General features: G+C 62.6%; 24 protein-coding genes. 14 read left to right on the top strand and 10 right to left on the bottom strand.

Features of this window, described 5'->3' with window-relative positions; translation table 11 throughout:
• The first annotated feature begins 171 nt into the window (after nucleotides 1-171).
• The 3 genes from CAG18_RS08945 (at nucleotide 172) to CAG18_RS08935 (ending at nucleotide 2,629) form a co-directional block, all read left to right on the top strand.
• A complete protein-coding gene (locus tag CAG18_RS08945; protein ID WP_025337819.1) occupies nucleotides 172-573 on the top strand; it encodes a hypothetical protein in 402 nt (133 codons plus the stop codon).
• Nucleotides 566-1,942, top strand: coding sequence for a lyase family protein (locus CAG18_RS08940; protein ID WP_085720760.1), 1,377 nt, complete (start codon nucleotides 566-568; stop codon nucleotides 1,940-1,942). Before CAG18_RS08945 ends, CAG18_RS08940 begins: the two co-directional genes overlap by 8 nt.
• Nucleotides 1,943-2,017: 75 nt before the next feature.
• Nucleotides 2,018-2,629: a superoxide dismutase gene (locus tag CAG18_RS08935; RefSeq protein ID WP_054573147.1), complete on the top strand. Its 612-nt coding sequence runs from the start codon at nucleotides 2,018-2,020 to the stop codon at nucleotides 2,627-2,629.
• Nucleotides 2,630-3,044: 415 nt separating this feature from the next.
• Here the strand turns inward: CAG18_RS08935 and CAG18_RS08930 are convergent, their stop codons facing one another.
• From CAG18_RS08930 to CAG18_RS08885, 10 genes are all read right to left on the bottom strand, one after another.
• The gene (locus CAG18_RS08930; RefSeq protein ID WP_013971075.1) at nucleotides 3,045-3,317 is read right to left on the bottom strand and encodes an HPr family phosphocarrier protein; all 273 of its coding nucleotides are present in this window, start codon (nucleotides 3,315-3,317) and stop codon (nucleotides 3,045-3,047) included.
• Nucleotides 3,318-3,336: 19 nt separating this feature from the next.
• The gene (gene rapZ / locus CAG18_RS08925) at nucleotides 3,337-4,191 is read right to left on the bottom strand and encodes an RNase adapter RapZ (protein WP_013971076.1); all 855 of its coding nucleotides are present in this window, start codon (nucleotides 4,189-4,191) and stop codon (nucleotides 3,337-3,339) included.
• Nucleotides 4,192-4,193: 2 nt separating this feature from the next.
• Complete coding sequence (ptsN, locus tag CAG18_RS08920) at nucleotides 4,194-4,658, bottom strand: PTS IIA-like nitrogen regulatory protein PtsN (protein WP_015269060.1); 465 nt, start codon at nucleotides 4,656-4,658, stop codon at nucleotides 4,194-4,196.
• A gap of 12 nt (nucleotides 4,659-4,670) precedes the next feature.
• Nucleotides 4,671-4,979, bottom strand: a complete 309-nt coding sequence (hpf, locus tag CAG18_RS08915; RefSeq protein WP_003255135.1) for a ribosome hibernation-promoting factor, HPF/YfiA family — start codon at nucleotides 4,977-4,979, stop codon at nucleotides 4,671-4,673.
• Nucleotides 4,980-5,058: 79 nt separating this feature from the next.
• Nucleotides 5,059-6,552, bottom strand: coding sequence for an RNA polymerase factor sigma-54 (locus tag CAG18_RS08910; RefSeq protein ID WP_054573146.1), 1,494 nt, complete (start codon nucleotides 6,550-6,552; stop codon nucleotides 5,059-5,061).
• 175 nt (nucleotides 6,553-6,727) lie between these two features.
• Complete coding sequence (lptB, locus tag CAG18_RS08905; RefSeq protein WP_015269062.1) at nucleotides 6,728-7,453, bottom strand: LPS export ABC transporter ATP-binding protein; 726 nt, start codon at nucleotides 7,451-7,453, stop codon at nucleotides 6,728-6,730.
• On the bottom strand, nucleotides 7,454-7,978 hold the full coding sequence (lptA, locus tag CAG18_RS08900; RefSeq protein WP_015269063.1) for a lipopolysaccharide transport periplasmic protein LptA: 525 nt from the start codon (nucleotides 7,976-7,978) through the stop codon (nucleotides 7,454-7,456).
• Nucleotides 7,965-8,537, bottom strand: a complete 573-nt coding sequence (lptC, locus tag CAG18_RS08895) for an LPS export ABC transporter periplasmic protein LptC (protein WP_003257918.1) — start codon at nucleotides 8,535-8,537, stop codon at nucleotides 7,965-7,967. Before lptC ends, lptA begins: the two co-directional genes overlap by 14 nt.
• 8 nt (nucleotides 8,538-8,545) lie before the next feature.
• Complete coding sequence (locus CAG18_RS08890; protein WP_015269064.1) at nucleotides 8,546-9,070, bottom strand: HAD family hydrolase; 525 nt, start codon at nucleotides 9,068-9,070, stop codon at nucleotides 8,546-8,548.
• A gap of 12 nt (nucleotides 9,071-9,082) precedes the next feature.
• Nucleotides 9,083-10,057, bottom strand: coding sequence for an SIS domain-containing protein (locus CAG18_RS08885; RefSeq protein WP_003257920.1), 975 nt, complete (start codon nucleotides 10,055-10,057; stop codon nucleotides 9,083-9,085).
• Between the two features lie 248 nt (nucleotides 10,058-10,305).
• On the opposite strand from CAG18_RS08885, the gene CAG18_RS08880 reads away from it, so the two are divergent.
• From CAG18_RS08880 to CAG18_RS08830, 11 genes are all read left to right on the top strand, one after another.
• A complete protein-coding gene (locus tag CAG18_RS08880; protein ID WP_012270662.1) occupies nucleotides 10,306-11,115 on the top strand; it encodes an ATP-binding cassette domain-containing protein in 810 nt (269 codons plus the stop codon).
• On the top strand, nucleotides 11,115-11,912 hold the full coding sequence (gene mlaE, locus CAG18_RS08875; protein WP_013971083.1) for a lipid asymmetry maintenance ABC transporter permease subunit MlaE: 798 nt from the start codon (nucleotides 11,115-11,117) through the stop codon (nucleotides 11,910-11,912). The genes CAG18_RS08880 and mlaE overlap by 1 nt, the downstream gene beginning before the upstream one ends.
• Nucleotides 11,912-12,397: an outer membrane lipid asymmetry maintenance protein MlaD gene (gene mlaD / locus CAG18_RS08870; protein ID WP_003257921.1), complete on the top strand. Its 486-nt coding sequence runs from the start codon at nucleotides 11,912-11,914 to the stop codon at nucleotides 12,395-12,397. Before mlaE ends, mlaD begins: the two co-directional genes overlap by 1 nt.
• Nucleotides 12,398-12,406: 9 nt before the next feature.
• Nucleotides 12,407-13,054 (top strand): phospholipid-binding protein MlaC, encoded by a 648-nt coding sequence (locus CAG18_RS08865; protein ID WP_003257922.1) that lies wholly within the window; start codon nucleotides 12,407-12,409, stop codon nucleotides 13,052-13,054.
• Nucleotides 13,051-13,353: a lipid asymmetry maintenance protein MlaB gene (locus tag CAG18_RS08860; RefSeq protein ID WP_015269065.1), complete on the top strand. Its 303-nt coding sequence runs from the start codon at nucleotides 13,051-13,053 to the stop codon at nucleotides 13,351-13,353. Before CAG18_RS08865 ends, CAG18_RS08860 begins: the two co-directional genes overlap by 4 nt.
• Nucleotides 13,354-13,470: 117 nt before the next feature.
• Nucleotides 13,471-13,710: a BolA family protein gene (locus CAG18_RS08855; protein ID WP_003255121.1), complete on the top strand. Its 240-nt coding sequence runs from the start codon at nucleotides 13,471-13,473 to the stop codon at nucleotides 13,708-13,710.
• A gap of 23 nt (nucleotides 13,711-13,733) precedes the next feature.
• On the top strand, nucleotides 13,734-14,999 hold the full coding sequence (gene murA, locus CAG18_RS08850) for a UDP-N-acetylglucosamine 1-carboxyvinyltransferase (protein ID WP_013971085.1): 1,266 nt from the start codon (nucleotides 13,734-13,736) through the stop codon (nucleotides 14,997-14,999).
• A gap of 122 nt (nucleotides 15,000-15,121) precedes the next feature.
• Entirely contained in the window at nucleotides 15,122-15,757 is a 636-nt protein-coding gene (hisG, locus tag CAG18_RS08845; RefSeq protein ID WP_003257924.1) for an ATP phosphoribosyltransferase, read from the top strand.
• Between the two features lie 134 nt (nucleotides 15,758-15,891).
• The gene (gene hisD, locus CAG18_RS08840; RefSeq protein ID WP_085720759.1) at nucleotides 15,892-17,217 is read left to right on the top strand and encodes a histidinol dehydrogenase; all 1,326 of its coding nucleotides are present in this window, start codon (nucleotides 15,892-15,894) and stop codon (nucleotides 17,215-17,217) included.
• A gap of 2 nt (nucleotides 17,218-17,219) precedes the next feature.
• On the top strand, nucleotides 17,220-18,266 hold the full coding sequence (gene hisC / locus CAG18_RS08835; protein WP_015269066.1) for a histidinol-phosphate transaminase: 1,047 nt from the start codon (nucleotides 17,220-17,222) through the stop codon (nucleotides 18,264-18,266).
• Nucleotides 18,267-18,507: 241 nt separating this feature from the next.
• Nucleotides 18,508-19,158, top strand: coding sequence for a FadR/GntR family transcriptional regulator (locus tag CAG18_RS08830; RefSeq protein WP_013971088.1), 651 nt, complete (start codon nucleotides 18,508-18,510; stop codon nucleotides 19,156-19,158).
• The last annotated feature ends 6 nt before the right edge of the window (nucleotides 19,159-19,164 follow it).

Genomic DNA, 19,164 nt, shown 5'->3' with positions numbered 1-19,164 from the left:
CGATTCCTGTGGGAGCGGTTTTACCCGCGAAGAGGCCGGTGCAGGCACTACAGAATTTTCAATGAAACCAAAGACCCGGCCCCCGCGCCGGGTTTTTTGTTCCATCAGCTTCCTATTGAAGTGATTCTATTTATCATTTAATAATTAATATCATTATCCAGTAACCCGGCGATGATGTTCATGAAACCCGTCCTCCGCGAACTGCCCTACCTGGAAAACTGGCGCTGGCTCAGCCGACGCATCCGCTGTGCACTCGAGCCCGACGAACCGCGCCTGATCGAGCATTACCTGGCTGAAGGCCGTTACCTGGTGTGCTGCACCGAGACTTCGCCATGGACGGTGGCGCTGACCTCCTTCCGCCTGCTGCTGGATACCGCCTGCGACCGCATGCTGCCCTGGCATTGGCGCTGCCTGTGCCTGGACCAGGCCTGGCGCCCATTGCTGGACCTGCGCAACCTCGACCGCGAGGCACAGAACCAGCGCTGGCAGCCCTACGCCCTGCAGTTGGCCAATTGCCGCCTGCTGCCGTCGATTTCTCCCGATGAACTGATGCAAGGATTTGATGATGAGTGATACCCGTATCGAGCGTGACAGCATGGGCGAACTGCAGGTGCCGGCCCAGGCCCTGTACGGTGCCCAGACCCAACGCGCGGTCGACAATTTCCCGATCAGCGGCCAGCGCATGCCGGCCCAGTTCATTCGTGCACTTCTGCTGGCCAAGGCTGCCGCGGCCAAGGCCAACGTCGAACTGGAACAGTTGTCGACCGCGCAAGGCCAGGCCATCGTAACAGCAGTCGAGCAACTCCTGGCGGGTGACTTCATCCAGCATTTCCCGGTGGATGTGTTCCAGACAGGCTCTGGAACCAGCTCGAACATGAACGCCAACGAGGTGATCGCCACACTGGCCAGTCGCGTGCTGGGTGAGGCCGTCAACGCCAACGACCACGTCAACTGCGGCCAGAGCAGCAACGACATCATCCCGACCACGATTCACGTCAGCGCCGCCCTGGCCTTGCACGAGCAGCTACTGCCCGCCATGGCGCACCTGGTACAGGTGATCGAGGCCAAGTCGGCACAGGTGCATCAGTACGTGAAGACCGGCCGCACCCACCTGATGGACGCCATGCCGGTGCGCATGAGCCAGGTGCTGGATGGCTGGGCGGCGCAGATCAATGGCGCCAAGGCACACATCGAAGCGACCCTGCCGAGCCTGCAGGCCCTGGCCCAGGGCGGCACGGCCGTGGGTACCGGCATCAACGCCCACCCGCAATTCGCTGCTGGTTTCGCCCGCCAGCTCAGCGGCCTGACCCAGGTCGAGTTCACCCCCGGGCAGAACCTGTTCGCCCTGATCGGCTCGCAGGACACCGCAGTGGCCCTGTCCGGCCAGCTCAAGACTGCCGCCGTGGCGTTGATGAAGATTGCCAACGACCTGCGCTGGATGAACTCTGGCCCGCTGGCCGGGCTGGGCGAAATCGAGCTGCAAGGCCTGCAGCCGGGCTCTTCTATCATGCCTGGCAAGGTCAACCCGGTGATTCCAGAGGCCACCGCCATGGTCGCCGCCCAAGTGATCGGCAATGACGCCACCATCGCCATCGCTGGCCAGTCCGGCAACTTCGAGCTGAACGTGATGCTGCCGGTTATCGCCCGCAACCTGCTGGAGAGCATCGAACTGATGGCCAACGTTAGCCGCCTGCTGGCCGACAAGGCCATCGCCAGTTTCAAGGTCAACGAAAGCAAGCTCAAGGAAGCCCTGGCACGCAACCCGATTCTGGTCACGGCGCTGAACCCGATCATCGGCTACCTCAAGGCCGCCGAAATCGCCAAGACCGCTTACAAGCAAGGCCGTCCGATCATCGACGTGGCGCTGGAACACACCGACCTGTCGCGTGACCAGCTGGAAGCGCTACTGGACCCGGAAAAACTCACCGCCGGTGGTATCTGACACTGAGTCACGGCCCAAGCGTCAGCGGTGGCCGCGTTGGTCATCGCCCAACCCATGCCTACGGAATTCACTGATATGCCCCATACCTTGCCTGCACTGCCTTACGCTTACGCTGCGCTGGAACCGCACATCGACGCGCAGACCATGGAAATCCACCACACCAAGCACCACCAGACCTACGTCACTGGCCTCAACGCCGCCATCGAAGGCACCGAGTGGGCTGAGTGGCCGGTGGAAAAACTGCTCGGCGCGGTCGGGCAACTGCCGGAAGACCTGCGTGGTGCGGTGACCAACCATGGCGGCGGGCACGCCAACCACAGCCTGTTCTGGACCGTGATGTCGCCGCACGGCGGGGGAGAGCCGCAGGGCGCTCTGGCGCAGGCCATCGACGCCCAACTGGGCGGCTTCGATGCCTTCAAGGAGGCCTTCACCAAGGCTGCGCTGACCCGCTTCGGCAGTGGCTGGGCCTGGCTCAGCGTGACCCCGCAGAAAACCCTGGTAGTGGAAAGCAGCGGCAACCAGGACAGCCCGCTGATGCACGGCAACACGCCAATCCTCGGCCTGGACGTGTGGGAGCATGCCTACTACCTGAAGTACCAGAACCGTCGTCCGGAATACATCGGTGCCTTCTACAACGTCATTGACTGGGCGGAAGTGGAGCGCCGCTACCTCGAAACCCTGAAGTGAGTCTCCCCGGTATGCGCTCCCAGATGATGTCTGTCAGCCGCGTGCGCCTGTTTCGCCTGTTTCGCCTGGCGCTCGGGACTTTGCTGTTTCTGGCAGGCACTGCGTTGCTATTGGCGCGCGGCTTCGCCTGGTTGGACCTGGCCTGGCCCGCTTGGGGCTGTGCATCGGTTTGCGCCGGATGATGGGGTGTTCACCGGCTTCGCTGTGGGAGCGGCTTTAGCCGCGAACATCGGCGCAGCCGGTGCCATGCACCGCGTTGGATTCTTCGCGGCTAACGCCGCTCCCACAGGGTACGCGTACCGCTTGCGGATTCAGTTCTCTACGCGACAGCGCAGCCAAAAGGACTGGGCAATCTCCTAAAGGCTTTTTTGTGCAAAAAAGCTGTTCCCACACGGACCGTGCGGGCCTGCGAACTTTATTCGCCTTCGTCGAAATAATTGTTGATCAGTTCGACCAGCGCTGCCATGGCATCGTCGTCCTGCTCGCCTTCGGTATGCAGGTGCACCTGGGTGCCTTTGCCGGCCGCCAGCATCATCACCGCCATGATGCTCTTGCCATCCACCAGCTTGTCCGGCGCACGGCCAACCCTGACCTGGCAGGGGAAGCGGCCGGCAACGCCGACGAACTTGGCTGCCGCCCGGGCATGCAGACCCAGCTTGTTGATGATGGTGATTTCACGGGCGGGCATCGTGGGGCGTATCCTTGGGCTAGAGGTCGCGGTGGCGGACCTGGACGTTTTTCAGGGATTGCTGCAACAACTGGCCAAGGCGTTCGGTGATGTACACCGAGCGGTGGTGGCCGCCGGTGCAGCCAATGGCAATGGTGACGTAGGCACGGTTGCTGGCAGCGAAGCGGGGCAGCCACTTGAGCAGGTAGCTGGAAATGTCGTTGAACATCTCTTCGACATCCGGCTGTGCGGCCAGGTAGTCGATCACCGGTTGGTCGAGGCCGGAGTGCTCACGCAGCTCGGGCTTCCAGTAAGGGTTGGGCAGGCAGCGCACATCGAACACCAGGTCGGCATCGACCGGCATTCCTCGCTTGAAACCGAACGACTCGACCAGGAACGCGGTGCCAGGCTCGGGCTGGTTGAGCAGGCGCAGCTTGATCGAATCACGCAGCTGGTACAGGTTCAGGCTGGTGGTGTCGATCTTCAGGTCGGCCAGGTCTGCAATCGGCCCCAGCAATTCGCTTTCCACCCGGATCGCTTCCGCGAGCGAGCGGTTGGCGTTGGTCAGCGGGTGGCGTCGGCGGGTTTCCGAGAAACGCTTGAGCAGTACGTCTTCGTCGGCATCCAGGTACAGCACGTCGCACTGGATATGCCGGGCGCGGGCTTCTTCGAGCAACTCGGGGAAACGCGTCAGGTGGCTGGGCAAGTTGCGCGCGTCGATCGACACGGCGACCTTGGGTTGCTGCAACTCGGTGTTGATCAGCGCATTTTCCGCCAGTTGCGGCAGCAGCCCGGCGGGCAGGTTGTCAATGCAGTAGAAACCGTTGTCTTCCAGGACATCGAGGGCGGTGCTCTTGCCGGAGCCGGACCGGCCGCTGACGATGATCAGGCGCATGTTCAGTGCTCGTTCTGTACGTCCAGGACAACCTGGAACAGGGCCTCGCTGCTGGTGGCCGCACGCAGGCGATCACGGACCTCCTTGCGATCGAGCATGCTGGCAATCTGGCGCAGCAATTCCAGATGGGCATCGGTGGCGGCTTCTGGCACCAGCAGGACGAACAGCAGGTCCACCGGCGCGCCATCGATGGCGTCGTAGTCGATAGGCGCTTCCAGGTGCAGCAGGGCGCTGACCGGAGCGGAACATCCTTCAAGCCGGCAGTGCGGGATGGCGATGCCGTTGCCGAAACCGGTCGAACCGAGTTTTTCCCGGGCGACCAGTTTTTCGAAGACGTCTTGCATCTCCAGTTCGGGCACTTGTTCGGCGATGACGGTGGCGACCTTTTCCAGGGCGCGCTTCTTGCTGCCGCCCGGCACGTTCACGAGGGAACGGCCGGGGGTCAGGATGGTTTCAAGTCGGATCATGGATGAGGGGGATCAGCGGGCAGCTGCACCTTGCAGCAGGCTTTGCTGTTTTTCCTTGTGTTTTTTCAGTTGGCGGTCGAGCTTGTCGGCCAAGGCGTCGATCGCTGCATACATGTCTTCGTGTTCGGCGTTGGCAACCACTTCGCCGCCGGGAATCTGCAAGGTCGCCTCGACCTTCTGCTGCAGCTTCTCGACTTTCATGATGACCTGCACGTTGGTGATCTTGTCGAAGTGACTTTCCACGCGAGCGAGCTTTTCAAGCACATAATCGCGCAGTGGCTGGGTGACTTCTACATGCTGTCCACTGATATTGACTTGCATACAGCTTCTCCTTTGTTGCCCGTGCATAAAGAGGCAGGTCTTGCACCTGCCCCACAAACGCTGTGGCACATCTCAGGGGCTACATCAGTCGCTTGCGCTCGCTCGACGGTGCGATGCCGAGGGACTCGCGGTACTTGGCGACGGTGCGACGGGCTACCTGGATGCCTTGTGCCTCCAGTAAACCAGCGATCTTGCTGTCACTCAATGGCTTTTTCTGATTTTCCGCCGCAACCAGTTTCTTGATGATCGCGCGGATCGCCGTAGACGAGCATTCTCCGCCTTCGGAGGTGCTGACGTGGCTGGAGAAAAAGTATTTCAGTTCGTAGATGCCACGCGGGGTGTGCATGTACTTCTGCGTGGTTACCCGCGAAATGGTCGACTCGTGCATGCCCACCGCTTCGGCAATGTCATGCAGTACCAAGGGCTTCATCGCTTCGTCGCCGTGGTCGAGGAAGCCGCGCTGGTGCTCGACGATCTGCGTGGCCACCTTCATCAGGGTTTCGTTGCGGCTTTGCAGGCTCTTGATGAACCAGCGCGCTTCCTGCAGCTGGTTGCGCATGAAGGTGTTGTCGGCGCTGGTGTCGGCCCGGCGCACAAAACCGGCGTACTGCGGGTTGACGCGCAGGCGCGGAATGGCCTCCTGGTTCAGCTCCACCAGCCAGCGGTCGCTGTCCTTGCGCACGATGACGTCGGGCACCACGTACTCGGGTTCGCTGGACTCGATCTGCGAGCCGGGGCGCGGGTTGAGGCTTTGTACCAGCTCGATGACCTGGCGCAGCTCGTCTTCCTTGATTTTCATGCGACGCATCAGCTGGCTGTAATCACGGCTGCCGAGCAGGTCGATGAAGTCGGTGACCAGGCGCTTGGCTTCCGTCATCCACGGGGTGCTGGCGGGCAGCTGGCGCAATTGCAGCAACAGGCATTCGCCAAGGGTGCGGGCGGCAACGCCTGCTGGCTCAAACTGCTGGATGCGGTGCAGAACCGCTTCGACCTCGTCCAGCTCGATATCCAGCTCCGGATCGAAACCGGCGCAGATCTCCTCGAGGGTGTCTTCCAGGTAGCCCTGGCCGTTGATGCTGTCGATCAGGGTGACGGCGATCAGGCGGTCGGTGTCGGACATCGGAGCCAGGTTCAGTTGCCACAGCAGGTGGCTTTGCAGGCTTTCGCCGGCCGATGTGCGGGTGGTGAAGTCCCACTCGTCGTCGTCGTTGCTCGGCAAGCTGCTGGCACTGGTCTGGTAGATGTCTTCCCAGGCGGTGTCGACCGGCAGTTCGTTGGGGATGCGCTCGCTCCATTCACCGTCTTCCAGGGTGTCGGCACTGGTGGTGCTTTCCTGGAAGCTGTTGTCCTGGACTTCGGCGGCCGGCTTGTTCTCGGCGTTGTCCGCCATTGGGTCGCTGTTGTCGAAGTCGTCGCCGTCTTCCTGACGTTCGAGCATCGGGTTCGACTCCAGCGCTTCCTGGATTTCCTGTTGGAGGTCCAGGGTGGAGAGCTGGAGCAGGCGGATGGCCTGTTGCAACTGCGGTGTCATCGTCAGTTGCTGGCCCATTTTTAGGACGAGCGATGGTTTCATGGCTGGGGCTTAATACCTTGTTCGCCGGCGCGCATGCGCCATCCACTACACGAGGGCGCCGGGGCGCCAGATCAAGCAAGTTTTATGCCTTAAATTGTAGCGTTTGCCTAGAGTACCGTAACACTTTACCCCAGGTTCCAGGGCGATTTGCCAGTACTCCAGGCGCGTGCCGGGCTCAGAGCCGGAACTCGTGGCCCAGGTAAACTTCTTTGACCAGGTCGTTGGCCAGGATGGTTTCGGCGTCGCCTTCGGCGATCAGCCGGCCATCATTGACGATATAGGCGGTTTCGCAGATATCCAGGGTCTCACGCACGTTGTGGTCGGTGATCAGTACACCGATACCCTTGGCCTTGAGGTGATGGATGATCTGCTTGATGTCGCCGACCGAAATCGGGTCGACACCGGCAAACGGTTCGTCCAGCAGGATGAACTTGGGTGCGGTCGCCAGCGCGCGGGCAATTTCCACGCGGCGGCGCTCACCACCGGACAGGCTCATGCCGAGGTTGTCGCGAATGTGGCTGATGTGGAACTCCTGCAGCAGGCTTTCCAGCTCTTTGCGCCGGCCGTCGCGGTCGAGTTCCTTGCGGGTCTCGAGGATGGCCATGATGTTGTCGGCCACCGACAGCTTGCGGAAGATCGAGGCTTCCTGCGGCAGGTAGCCGATGCCGGCGCGGGCGCGACCGTGCATGGGCTGGTGGCTGACATCGAGGTTGTCGATCAGCACGCGCCCCTGATCGGCCTGGACCAGGCCGACGATCATGTAGAAGCAGGTGGTCTTGCCGGCGCCGTTGGGGCCGAGCAGGCCGACGATCTGGCCGCTGTCGATCGACAGGCTGACGTCACGTACGACCTGCCGCCCCTTGTAGCTCTTGGCCAGGTGCTGGGCTTTGAGGGTTGCCATTTACTCGGCCTTCTTCTTGGGCTGGATCACCATGTCGATACGCTGACGCGGCGAGGTCACGTTGCCACCACGACCGGCGGTCGCCACCTGGGTCTGGGTGTTGTAGACGATCTTCTCGCCTTCGGTGGTGTTGCCTTCGTTCTCGACCTTGGCGCGGTCGGTGAGTATCACCATGTCCTTCTGCGACTGGTACTGGATGGTCACCGCCCAGCCTTTCATCTTGTCCGGCTTGGCTGCGCTCTGCTGCTGCTCGAAGTAGGCCAGGTTGCCCACCGAGGTCACCACGTCGATGTCGCCGGAGGCGGAACGGGTGATGGTCACGGTGTTGCCTTTGATCATCATCGAACCCTGGGTGATGATCACGTCGCCGGTGTAGGTGGCCACGCCCTGCTTGTCGTCCAGGTGGGCGTTATCGGCCTGGATGCGGATAGGCTGGTCACGGTCATTCGGCAGGGCGAGGGCGCTCGCGCTTCCCAGTGCTGCGCTCAGGCTGAGCAAAAGGGGGAGGGTTTTAACGAGCCTCATACTGTCCTCTTACGTTAGAGAGCAAGTCCATCTTGCCTTCTTTCAAATACGCTTTCATTCCTTTGCCCGTAGTTGTGCCACCGGCGCCGTCGATTCTAACGGCTTGCTCGGTCTGCGCATATTGCTTCTGCGGGAACACGGTCATGCGTGAGCTGGTAATGATCATTTCACGCTGCTTTTCGTCGGTGCGGGCGACCCGTACGTTGTCGATCAGTTCGACTTCGCTGCCGTCCGGGTTGACCTCGGCGCGGGTGCTCTGTACGTGCCACGGGTATTCGGTACCGCGGTACAGGTGCAGGTCCGGCGTGGTCAGCAGGGTGATTTCGCTGGCTTTCAGGTGTTCGACCTTGTCAGCGGTCATTTCGTACTGCAGCTTGCCGTCGGGCAGGAACTGCACGCTGTGGGCGTTGACTGCGTAGTAGTCGATGGCGCTTTCGTCGACCTGGGCCACAGGCTTGTCGAGGAAGCTTTCCGGGCTGACATTCCAGTAGCCGATCGCCACCAGCAGGGCGGCGATCACCGCGAGCAGCGCAATGTTGCGGGCTTTCTTGCTGAACATGGGCAGCCTTACAGGTAGTTGGCGTTGGCAGCGTCCAGGGTGCCCTGGGCCTGCATGATCAGTTCGCAGAATTCACGGGCCGCACCTTCGCCGCCACGTGCCTGGGTCACGCCATGGGCGTGCTGGCGAACGAACGGCGCGGCGTTGGCCACCGCCATGCCCAGTGCGACCCGGCGGATCACCGGCAGGTCGGGCAGGTCGTCGCCAAGGTAGGCCACTTGAGCATAGCTCAGGCCCAGTTCGGCGAGCAGGCCGTCCAGCACCACCAGTTTGTCCTCGCGGCCCTGGTACAGGTGCGGGATGCCGAGGTTCTTCGCCCGACGCTCGACCACCGGGGTCTTGCGCCCGCTGATGATCGCGGTGGTCACGCCCGAGGCCATGAGCATCTTGATGCCCTGGCCGTCGAGGGTGTTGAAGGTCTTGAACTCGCTGCCGTCCTCGAGGAAGTACAGACGCCCGTCGGTGAGCACGCCGTCCACGTCGAACACTGCCAGCTTGATTTCCTTGCCGCGTTGCATGAGGTCCTGGTTCATTCCATCGCTCCTTTACATCACGCCGGCGCGCAGCAGGTCGTGCATGTTCAGGGCGCCGGTGGGGCGGTCCTCGCGGTCCACCACCACCAGAGCGCCGATCTTGTGGTCTTCCATGATCTTCAGGGCCTCGGCCGCGAGCATTTCGGCGCGGGCCGTCTTGCCGTGCACGGTCATGACCTGATCGATCAGGGTGGTGTGGACGTCGATGTTGCGGTCCAGGCTGCGGCGCAGGTCGCCGTCGGTGAAGATCCCGGCCAGCTTGCCGTCGGCTTCGACGATCACGGTCATGCCCAGGCCTTTGCGGGACATTTCAAGGAGTGCGTCCTTGAGCAGGGTGCCGCGGGGCACCTGGGGCAGTTCGTCGCCGGCGTGCATCACGTTCTCCACCTTGAGCAGCAGGCGGCGGCCCAGTGCACCACCCGGGTGCGAGAAGGCAAAGTCCTCGGCGGTGAAGCCGCGGGCTTCGAGCAGGGCAATGGCCAGCGCGTCGCCCAGCACCAGCGATGCGGTGGTGGAGGAGGTGGGGGCCAGGTTCAGCGGGCAGGCCTCTTGTTCGACGCGGGCGTCGAGGTTGACCTCGGCAGCCTGGGCCAGGGGCGAGTCCGGGTTACCGGTCAGACTGATCAGCTTGATGCCCAGGCGCTTGATCAGCGGCAGCAGGGTGACGATTTCGGCGGTGCTGCCGGAATTCGACAGGGCAAGGATGACATCATCGCGGGTGATCATGCCCATGTCGCCATGGCTGGCTTCGGCCGGGTGCACGAAAAATGCCGGTGTGCCGGTGCTGGCCAGGGTGGCGGCGATCTTGTTGCCGATGTGCCCGGACTTGCCCATGCCGACCACGACGACCCGGCCCTTGCTGGCCAGGATCAGTTCGCAGGCCTTGACGAAATTGTCGTCGATGCGCGCCAGCAGGGCCTCTACGGCCTCGAGTTCCAGGCGCAGGGTGCGTTGGGCGGATTGGATCAGCTCGCTGGATTGGCTCATGTCGAAAAAGCAATGCCTGATGAAAAGGCGGCGATTATAGCTGCAATGAAAGAAACCCTCACGCTTTCGATTGCCGTGGTGAATGTCTCGCCAGCCTGTCGCAGGGCTGAACGACTCGCTAGCCGACCTTGGGGCGGCGCTGTCAGCGGTGCTATAGTTCGCCGCTATTCGGCCTGCCAGGGGCGCTTGTGCCTTCCAGATGGAGGCCGACGTCCATTAGGACGAGGCTGCACCAGCAAGGAGTCTAGATGAGTGTGGATAGCGCCTACGCGGTCGAGTTGAAGGGGGTTACCTTCAAACGTGGTTCGCGCAGCATTTTCAGCAACGTCGACATTCGCATCCCGCGCGGCAAGGTCACCGGTATCATGGGGCCATCGGGTTGCGGCAAGACCACGTTGCTCCGCCTGATGGGCGCGCAGTTGCGCCCCTCCAGCGGTGAGGTCTGGGTTGCCGGGCAGAACCTGCCGACGTTGTCGCGCAGCGACCTGTTCGACGCCCGCAAGCAAATGGGGGTGCTGTTCCAGAGCGGCGCGCTGTTCACCGATCTCGATGTGTTCGAGAACGTCGCGTTTCCGCTGCGCGTGCACACCCAGCTGTCGGACGAGATGATCCGCGATATCGTGCTGATGAAGCTGCAGGCCGTGGGGCTGCGCGGTGCCATCGACCTGATGCCCGACGAGCTGTCCGGTGGCATGAAGCGCCGTGTGGCGTTGGCCCGTGCGATTGCCCTGGACCCGCAGATTCTCATGTACGACGAACCGTTCGTCGGCCAGGACCCGATCGCCATGGGTGTATTGGTGCGTCTGATCCGCCTGCTCAACGATGCCTTGGGTATCACCAGCATCGTCGTTTCCCACGACCTGGCGGAAACCGCCAGCATCGCCGACTACATCTATGTCGTAGGTGATGGCCAGGTGCTGGGCCAGGGGACGCCTGACGAGCTGATGGGCTCGGACAACCCGCGGATTCGCCAGTTCATGAAGGGCGACCCGGACGGCCCGGTGCCTTTCCATTTTCCTGCGCCTGACTACCGCGCCGACCTGCTGGGAGCGCGTTGATGCGCAGAAAATCCTTACTCGAACGTGTCCGTCTGCTGGGGCGCTCGGCCATCGACGTATTGGCGGTGCTGGGGCGCTCCTGCCTGTTCCTGTTCCATGCGCTGATCGGCCGTGGCGGCATCGGCGGCGGCTTCCAGCTGCTGACCAAGCAGCTGTACTCGGTGGGCGTGCTGTCGCTGGCGATCATCGTTGTGTCCGGGGTGTTCATCGGCATGGTGCTGGCGCTGCAGGGCTTCAGCATCCTGACCAAGTACGGCTCGGAGCAGGCGGTGGGGCAGATGGTCGCCCTGACCCTGCTGCGTGAGCTCGGCCCGGTGGTGACGGCGTTGCTGTTCGCCGGCCGTGCCGGTTCGGCGCTAACCGCAGAAATCGGCAACATGAAGTCCACCGAGCAGTTGTCGAGCCTTGAAATGATCGGCGTCGACCCGCTCAAGTACATCGTCGCGCCGCGCCTGTGGGCCGGTTTCATCTCGCTGCCGTTGCTGGCGCTGATTTTCAGCGTGGTCGGCATCTGGGGTGGATCGTGGGTGGCGGTGGACTGGCTGGGCGTCTACGAGGGCTCGTTCTGGGCCAACATGCAGAACAGTGTTTCGTTCACCGACGACGTGCTCAACGGGCTGATCAAGAGCCTGGTATTTGCCTTCGTCACGACCTGGATCGCCGTATTCCAGGGGTACGACTGTGAGCCCACCTCAGAAGGGATCAGCCGTGCCACCACCAAGACCGTGGTCTATGCCTCGTTGGCAGTGCTGGGTCTGGACTTTATTCTGACCGCCTTGATGTTTGGAGATTTCTGATGCAAAACCGCACCCTGGAAATCGGTGTCGGCCTGTTCCTCCTGGCCGGGATCCTGGCGCTGCTGCTGCTGGCCCTGCGTGTCAGCGGGCTGTCGGCCAGCCCGAGCAGCGATACCTATAAAGTTTATGCCTACTTCGACAATATCGCCGGTTTGACGGTCAGAGCTAAAGTGACCATGGCCGGTGTGACCATCGGCAAGGTTACCGCCATCGATCTGGACCGCGACTCCTACACCGGTCGGGTGACGCTGCAGCTGGACAAGTCGGTGGACAACCTGCCGACCGACTCCACTGCCTCGATCCTGACCGCCGGGTTGCTTGGCGAGAAGTACATCGGCATCAGCGTGGGCGGTGAGGACCAGGTGCTCAAGGACGGCGGGACCATCCACGACACCCAGTCGGCACTGGTGCTGGAAGATCTGATTGGCAAGTTCCTGCTCAACTCCGTTGGCAAGGAACCGAAAGAAGCGCAACCGGCTAATTAAGGAGTTTCCATGATTTCCATCCTGCGACGTGGCCTGCTGGTCCTGCTGGCAGCCTTCCCCCTGCTGACCGTGGCTGCGCAGACGCCACACGATGTGGTTCAGGGCACCACCACTGAACTGCTGGGCGACCTCAAGGCCAACAAGGAACAGTACAAGTCCAACCCCAATGCCTTCTACGATGCGCTGAACCGCATCCTCGGCCCGGTGGTGGACGCTGACGGTATTTCCAAGAGCATCATGACCGTCAAGTACTCGCGCAAGGCCACCCCCGAGCAGATGCAGCGCTTCCAGGAAAACTTCAAGCGCAGCCTGATGCAGTTCTATGGCAATGCCCTGCTCGAGTACAACAACCAGGGCATCACCGTCGACCCGGCCAAGGCTGATGACGGCAAGCGCGCCAGCGTTGGCATGAAGGTCACCGGCAACAACGGTGCCGTGTATCCCGTGCAGTACACGCTGGAGAACATCGGTGGCGAGTGGAAGGTGCGTAACGTGATCGTCAACGGCATCAACATCGGCAAGCTGTTCCGCGACCAGTTCGCCGACGCCATGCAGCGCAATGGCAACGACCTGGACAAGACCATCGACGGCTGGGCCGGCGAAGTGGCGAAGGCCAAGCAGGCCGCCGACAACTCGCCGGAGAAGACCGTCAAATGAGTGAGGCCGGTGTAAGCATGGCCGAGCCGGGCGTGCTGCGCCTGGCCGGCGTGCTGGACTACCGCAGCGGGCCGGTCCTGCGCAAGCAGGGCAAGGCGCTGATCGCGGCATGCCGCGAGGCGCAGCTGGTGCTCGATTGTTCGGCAGTGCAGCGTTCCACCAGTGTCGGCCTGTCGTTGCTGCTGGCCTTCATGCGCGATGCCCAGGCCGCCGGCAAGGGTTGTCAGGTGCGCAGCATGCCGGACGACATGCGGGAAATTGCCGAGGTCTATGACCTCGATGAAGTGCTGGCAACCTGATGGCCCGGCACGGATGATGGCCCCTCGGTCAGTGAAGCCCTCGTTGGGCTTCGCAGGCGAGGGGCTTTTTTGTATGATGGCCGACCCGTGCGCATCGGGCGCCGATTGAGGTTGAGCATGCAGGCCGTAGAAGTTAAAAGCTTCCTTGAAGAGAAATTGCCGGGTTCCCGGGTCGAAGTTGAAGGCGAAGGCTGCAACTTCCAGTTGAACGTGATCAGCGACGAGTTGGCTGGCCTGAGCCCGGTCAAACGCCAGCAGGCGATCTATGCTCACCTGAATCCGTGGATCGCCAATGGCAGCATCCATGCGGTAACCATGAAATTTTTCAGCAGCGCAGCCTGGGCTGAGCGCACCTGAGCCAACGTGGCGGCGAGATTCCAATGGACAAACTGATTATTACTGGCGGCGCTTGCCTTGATGGCGAGATCCGCATTTCGGGCGCGAAGAACGCAGCCTTGCCAATTCTGGCGGCGACCCTGCTGGCCGACGGCCCGGTCACCGTGGGCAACCTGCCGCACCTGCACGACATCACCACCATGATCGAGCTCTTCGGCCGCATGGGCATCGAGCCGGTGATCGACGAAAAGCTGGCTGTCGAGATCGACCCTCGCACCATCAAGACACTGGTTGCGCCTTACGAGCTGGTCAAGACCATGCGCGCCTCGATCCTGGTGCTGGGCCCGATGGTTGCCCGTTTCGGCGAGGCCGAAGTGGCCCTGCCTGGCGGTTGCGCCATTGGTTCGCGCCCGGTCGACCTGCACATCCGTGGCCTCGAGGCCATGGGCGCGAAGATCGAAGTCGAAGGCGGCTACATCAAGGCCAAGGCACCTGAGGGTGGCCTGCGCGGTGCGCACTTCTTCTTCGACACCGTCAGCGTGACCGGTACCGAGAACATCATGATGGCCGCTGCCCTGGCCAAGGGCCGCAGCGTACTGCAGAACGCCGCGCGCGAGCCGGAAGTGGTCGACCTGGCCAACTTCATCAACGCCATGGGCGGCAAGGTCCAGGGCGCTGGTACCGACACCATCGTCATCGATGGCGTCGAGCGCCTGCACTCGGCCAACTACCGCGTGATGCCGGACCGTATCGAGACCGGTACCTACCTGGTTGCCGCTGCCGTGACCGGCGGCCGCGTCAAGGTCAAGGACACCGACCCGACCATCCTTGAAGCCGTACTGGAAAAACTCAAGGAAGCCGGCGCCGACATCAACACTGGCGAAGACTGGATCGAGCTGGACATGCACGGCAAACGGCCGAAAGCCGTCAACCTGCGTACCGCCCCGTACCCGGCGTTCCCGACCGACATGCAGGCGCAGTTCATCTCGCTCAACGCCATTGCCGAAGGCACCGGTGCAGTGATCGAGACGATCTTCGAAAACCGCTTCATGCACGTCTACGAAATGCACCGCATGGGCGCGCAGATCCAGGTCGAAGGCAACACTGCCATCGTCACTGGCGTCAAGGCGCTGAAGGGTGCCCCGGTAATGGCCACCGACCTGCGTGCTTCCGCCAGCCTGGTGCTGTCGGCGCTGGTAGCCGAAGGCGATACCCTGATCGATCGCATCTACCACATCGACCGTGGTTACGAGTGCATCGAAGAAAAACTGCAGATGCTGGGCGCGAAGATCCGTCGCGTACCGGGCTAGTCGTCTGCCTGGTGCATCCTGTGGGGGTGGATTTGCCCGCTTTCGCAGGATGTGCCTAACGAATTGAATGCGGTCGGGCTCGACGCCCGGCCGGCAGTAGCCGCTTAAGGACCGACGTTCCAATGTTGACCATCGCGCTTTCCAAAGGCCGTATTCTCGACGATACCCTGCCGTTGCTGGCCGAGGCCGGTATCGTGCCGACCGAGAACCCGGACAAGAGCCGCAAACTGATCATCCCCACCACGCAGGACGATGTGCGCCTGCTGATCGTGCGTGCGACCGACGTGCCGACCTATGTCGAGCATGGTGCCGCCGACCTGGGTGTGGCCGGCAAGGATGTGCTGATGGAGTACGGCGGCCAGGGCCTTTACGAGCCCCTGGACCTGCAGATTGCCCGTTGCAAGCTGATGACCGCTGGCGTGGTCGGCGCACCCGAGCCCAAGGGCCGTCTGCGCGTGGCTACCAAGTTCGTCAACGTAGCCAAGCGCTACTACGCCGAACAGGGCCGCCAGGTCGACATCATCAAGCTGTACGGCTCGATGGAACTGGCACCGCTGATCAACCTCGCCGACAAGATTATCGACGTGGTCGACACCGGCAACACCCTGCGTGCCAACGGCCTGGAGCCCCAGGAACTGATCGCCACGATCAGCTCGCGCCTGGTGGTCAACAAGGCCTCCATGAAAATGCAGCACGCCCGTATCCAGAGCCTGATCGACACGCTGCGCGGAGCGGTCGAATCGCGACACCGCGGCTGACTCTCTACCGACTGCGCGCGGCCTTCGCTGCCGCGCCCGTCTATCCGCGTCATAGCCATTTTTCTCGGGTGCCCGCGCGGATGGACTGGTAGCCTAGGGCGCCTGAGCATTCGCCAATAATCGAGGCCCTCGCCATGACCGTGTCCACTGCAATTGCCCGTCTCAACGCTGCTGATCCGGATTTCGCCCGACATCTGGATCATCTGCTGAGCTGGGAAAGTGTGTCCGATGACGCGGTCAACCAGCGCGTGCTCGACATCATCAAGGCCGTGCGCGAGCGCGGCGATGCGGCACTGGTGGAATTCACCCAGCGTTTCGATGGTATCGATGCCAAGTCCATCGATGACCTGATCCTCGGTCGCGAGCGCCTGGAACTGGCGCTGACCCGCATTACCCCGGCCCAGCGCGAAGCCCTGGAAAAGGCTGCCAACCGTGTGCGCATGTACCACGAGCGGCAGAAGCAGGACTCCTGGCAGTACACTGAGGCCGACGGCACCGTGCTCGGCCAGAAGGTCACCCCGCTGGACCGCGCCGGCCTGTATGTGCCGGGTGGCAAGGCGTCGTACCCGTCGTCGGTGCTGATGAACGCCATCCCGGCCAAGGTCGCCGGCGTGGCCGAAGTGGTGATGGTGGTGCCGACCCCGCGTGGCGAGGTCAACGAACTGGTGCTGGCGGCTGCCTGCATCGCCGGTGTCGACCGTGTGTTCACCGTCGGCGGCGCCCAGGCTGTCGCCGCGCTGGCCTACGGTACCGAAAGCGTGCCGCAGGTGGACAAGATCGTCGGCCCGGGCAACATCTACGTCGCCACCGCCAAGCGCCACGTGTTTGGCCAGGTGGGTATCGACATGATCGCCGGCCCGTCGGAAATCCTCGTGGTATGCGACGGCCAGACCGACCCGGACTGGATCGCCATGGACCTGTTCTCCCAGGCCGAGCACGATGAAGATGCCCAGGCCATCCTGGTCAGCCCGGACGCCGCCTTCCTCGACCGCGTTGCCGCCAGCATCGACAAGTTGCTGCCGACCATGGAACGTGCCGAGATCATCGAGAAGTCGATCAATGGCCGTGGCGCGCTGATCCAGGTGCGTGACATGCAACAGGCCATGGAAGTGGCCAACCGCATTGCCCCGGAGCACCTGGAGCTGTCGGTCGCCGACCCGCAGGCCTGGCTGCCGCACATCCGCCACGCTGGCGCGATCTTCATGGGCCGCCACACCAGCGAAGCGCTGGGCGACTACTGCGCAGGGCCCAACCACGTGCTGCCGACCTCCGGTACCGCGCGTTTCTCGTCGCCGCTGGGGGTGTATGACTTCCAGAAGCGTTCGTCGATCATTTTCTGCTCCGAGCAGGGCGCGTCCGAGCTGGGCCACACCGCCTCGGTCCTGGCCCGTGGCGAGTCGCTTACCGCCCACGCCCGTAGCGCTGAATACCGCATTCTGACCCAAGAGAAGGGGAACTGAGCATGAGTCGATTCTGGAGCCCCTTCGTCAAGGACCTGGTGCCTTACGTGCCGGGCGAACAGCCCAAGCTGGCCCGCCTGGTCAAGCTGAACACCAACGAAAACCCCTACGGCCCGTCGCCCAAGGCGCTGGAGGCCATGCGCGGCGAGCTGAACGACAACCTGCGCCTGTACCCGGACCCGAATGGTGACCGGTTGAAGCAGGCGGTGGCCGAGTACTACGGCGTGACCCCGGCACAAGTGTTCGTCGGCAACGGCTCGGACGAGGTACTGGCGCACATCTTCCACGGGCTGTTCCAGCACGACGCACCGCTGCTGTTCCCGGACATCAGCTACAGCTTCTACCCGGTCTACTGCGGTCTTTACGGTATCGCCTTCGAGCAGGTGGCTTTGGACGAGCAGTTCCAGATCCGCATCGAGGACTACAACAAGCCCAACGCCGGCATCATCTTCCCCAACCCCAATGCGCCGACCGGCTGCCTGATGCCGCTGCAGGCGGTGGAGCAGTTGCTGCAAGCCAACCGTGATTCGGTGGTGGTGGTGGATGAAGCCTACATCGACTTCGGTGGCGAAACGGCGATCAGCCTGGTGGACCGCTACGACAATCTGCTGGTCACCCAGACCCTGTCGAAGTCGCGCTCGCTGGCGGGGCTGCGGGTTGGCCTGGCGGTTGGCCACCCGGACCTGATCGAAGCGCTGGAGCGGATCAAGAACAGCTTCAACTCCTACCCGCTGGACCGTGCCGCGATCGTCGGCGCAGCGGTGGCGTTCGAGGACCGCGAGTACTTCGAAGAAACCTGCCGCAAGGTGATCGACAGCCGCGAGGTATTGGTCGGGCAACTGCGGGCCAAGGGCTTCGAAGTGCTGCCGTCGGCGGCCAACTTCATCTTCGCCCGCCACCCGCAGCACGATGCCGGTGAGTTGGCTGCACGCCTGCGCGAGCAGGGGGTGATCGTGCGCCACTTCAAGCAGCCGCGTATTGCCCAGTTCCTGCGCATCACCATCGGTACGCCAGAGATGAACCAGGCGCTGCTCGATGCGTTGACTTGACGCCATCCACTGCCCTGCGCGGTCCTTGTAGGAGCGGCCTTGTGTCGCGAAAGGGCCGCAAAGCGGCCCCAGCAGTTTTTGCATCTGCGCTGAAATCCAGGGGCCGCTTTGCGGCCCTTTCGCGACACAAGGCCGCTCCTACAAAAAATCGCGGCAGGTTTTTAATCGCTGCTCTCTCCAATGACAAACACTTTGCCCACCGGTATGCTGCGCCAATTCATCGGATGATTGGTTGAGCTTCATGAGTACCGAATTGACCAAGCGCTCCCTGGTCGAACTTGCCGTCGAGCGCATGCGAGAACGCATCCTGCTGGGCGACTGGCAGGTTGGCCAGCGTTTGCCGACCGAGCCGGAACTGGCCCTGCAGTTGGGCATAAGCCGCAACACCGTACGCGAGGCCATGCGTGTGCTGGCGTTCAGTGGCCTGGTGGAGATTCGCCAGGGGGATGGCAGCTACCTGCGCACGGCCCAGGACCCGCTACAGGCGGTGCAGGCGATGTCACGCTGCACGCCCGAGCAGGCCCGTGAGACCCGGCACATCCTTGAAGCCGAGGCCATCGGCCTGGCCGCGCTGCGCCGAACCGACGCCGATCTTCAGGCGCTTCGTGATGCCCTGGCCAACAGTGCCGGGCATTTTCACGGTGATATCGATGCCTATGTGGCCTGCGACCTGGTGTTTCACCAGCGGCTGGTCGATGCCGCCCATAACCCGGCCTTGAGTGAGCTGTACCGATACTTTTCCGGGGTGGTGGCTGCCGCGCTGCAGCACAACATGGCAACCGTGCCGCGCTGCCAGGCCACGTTCGACCTGCATGGGCAGATCCTTGCCGCAATCGAGCAACGCGATGCGGAGCAGGCCAAGCGCCTGAGCCGTACCCTTATCGAATCCTGACTCCGA

It is taken from the genome of Pseudomonas sp. B22(2017) (assembly GCF_002113105.1).
Taxonomy (GTDB): Bacteria; Pseudomonadota; Gammaproteobacteria; order Pseudomonadales; family Pseudomonadaceae; genus Aquipseudomonas; species Aquipseudomonas asiatica.
This window is presented reverse-complemented; position numbering and strand designations above follow the sequence as displayed.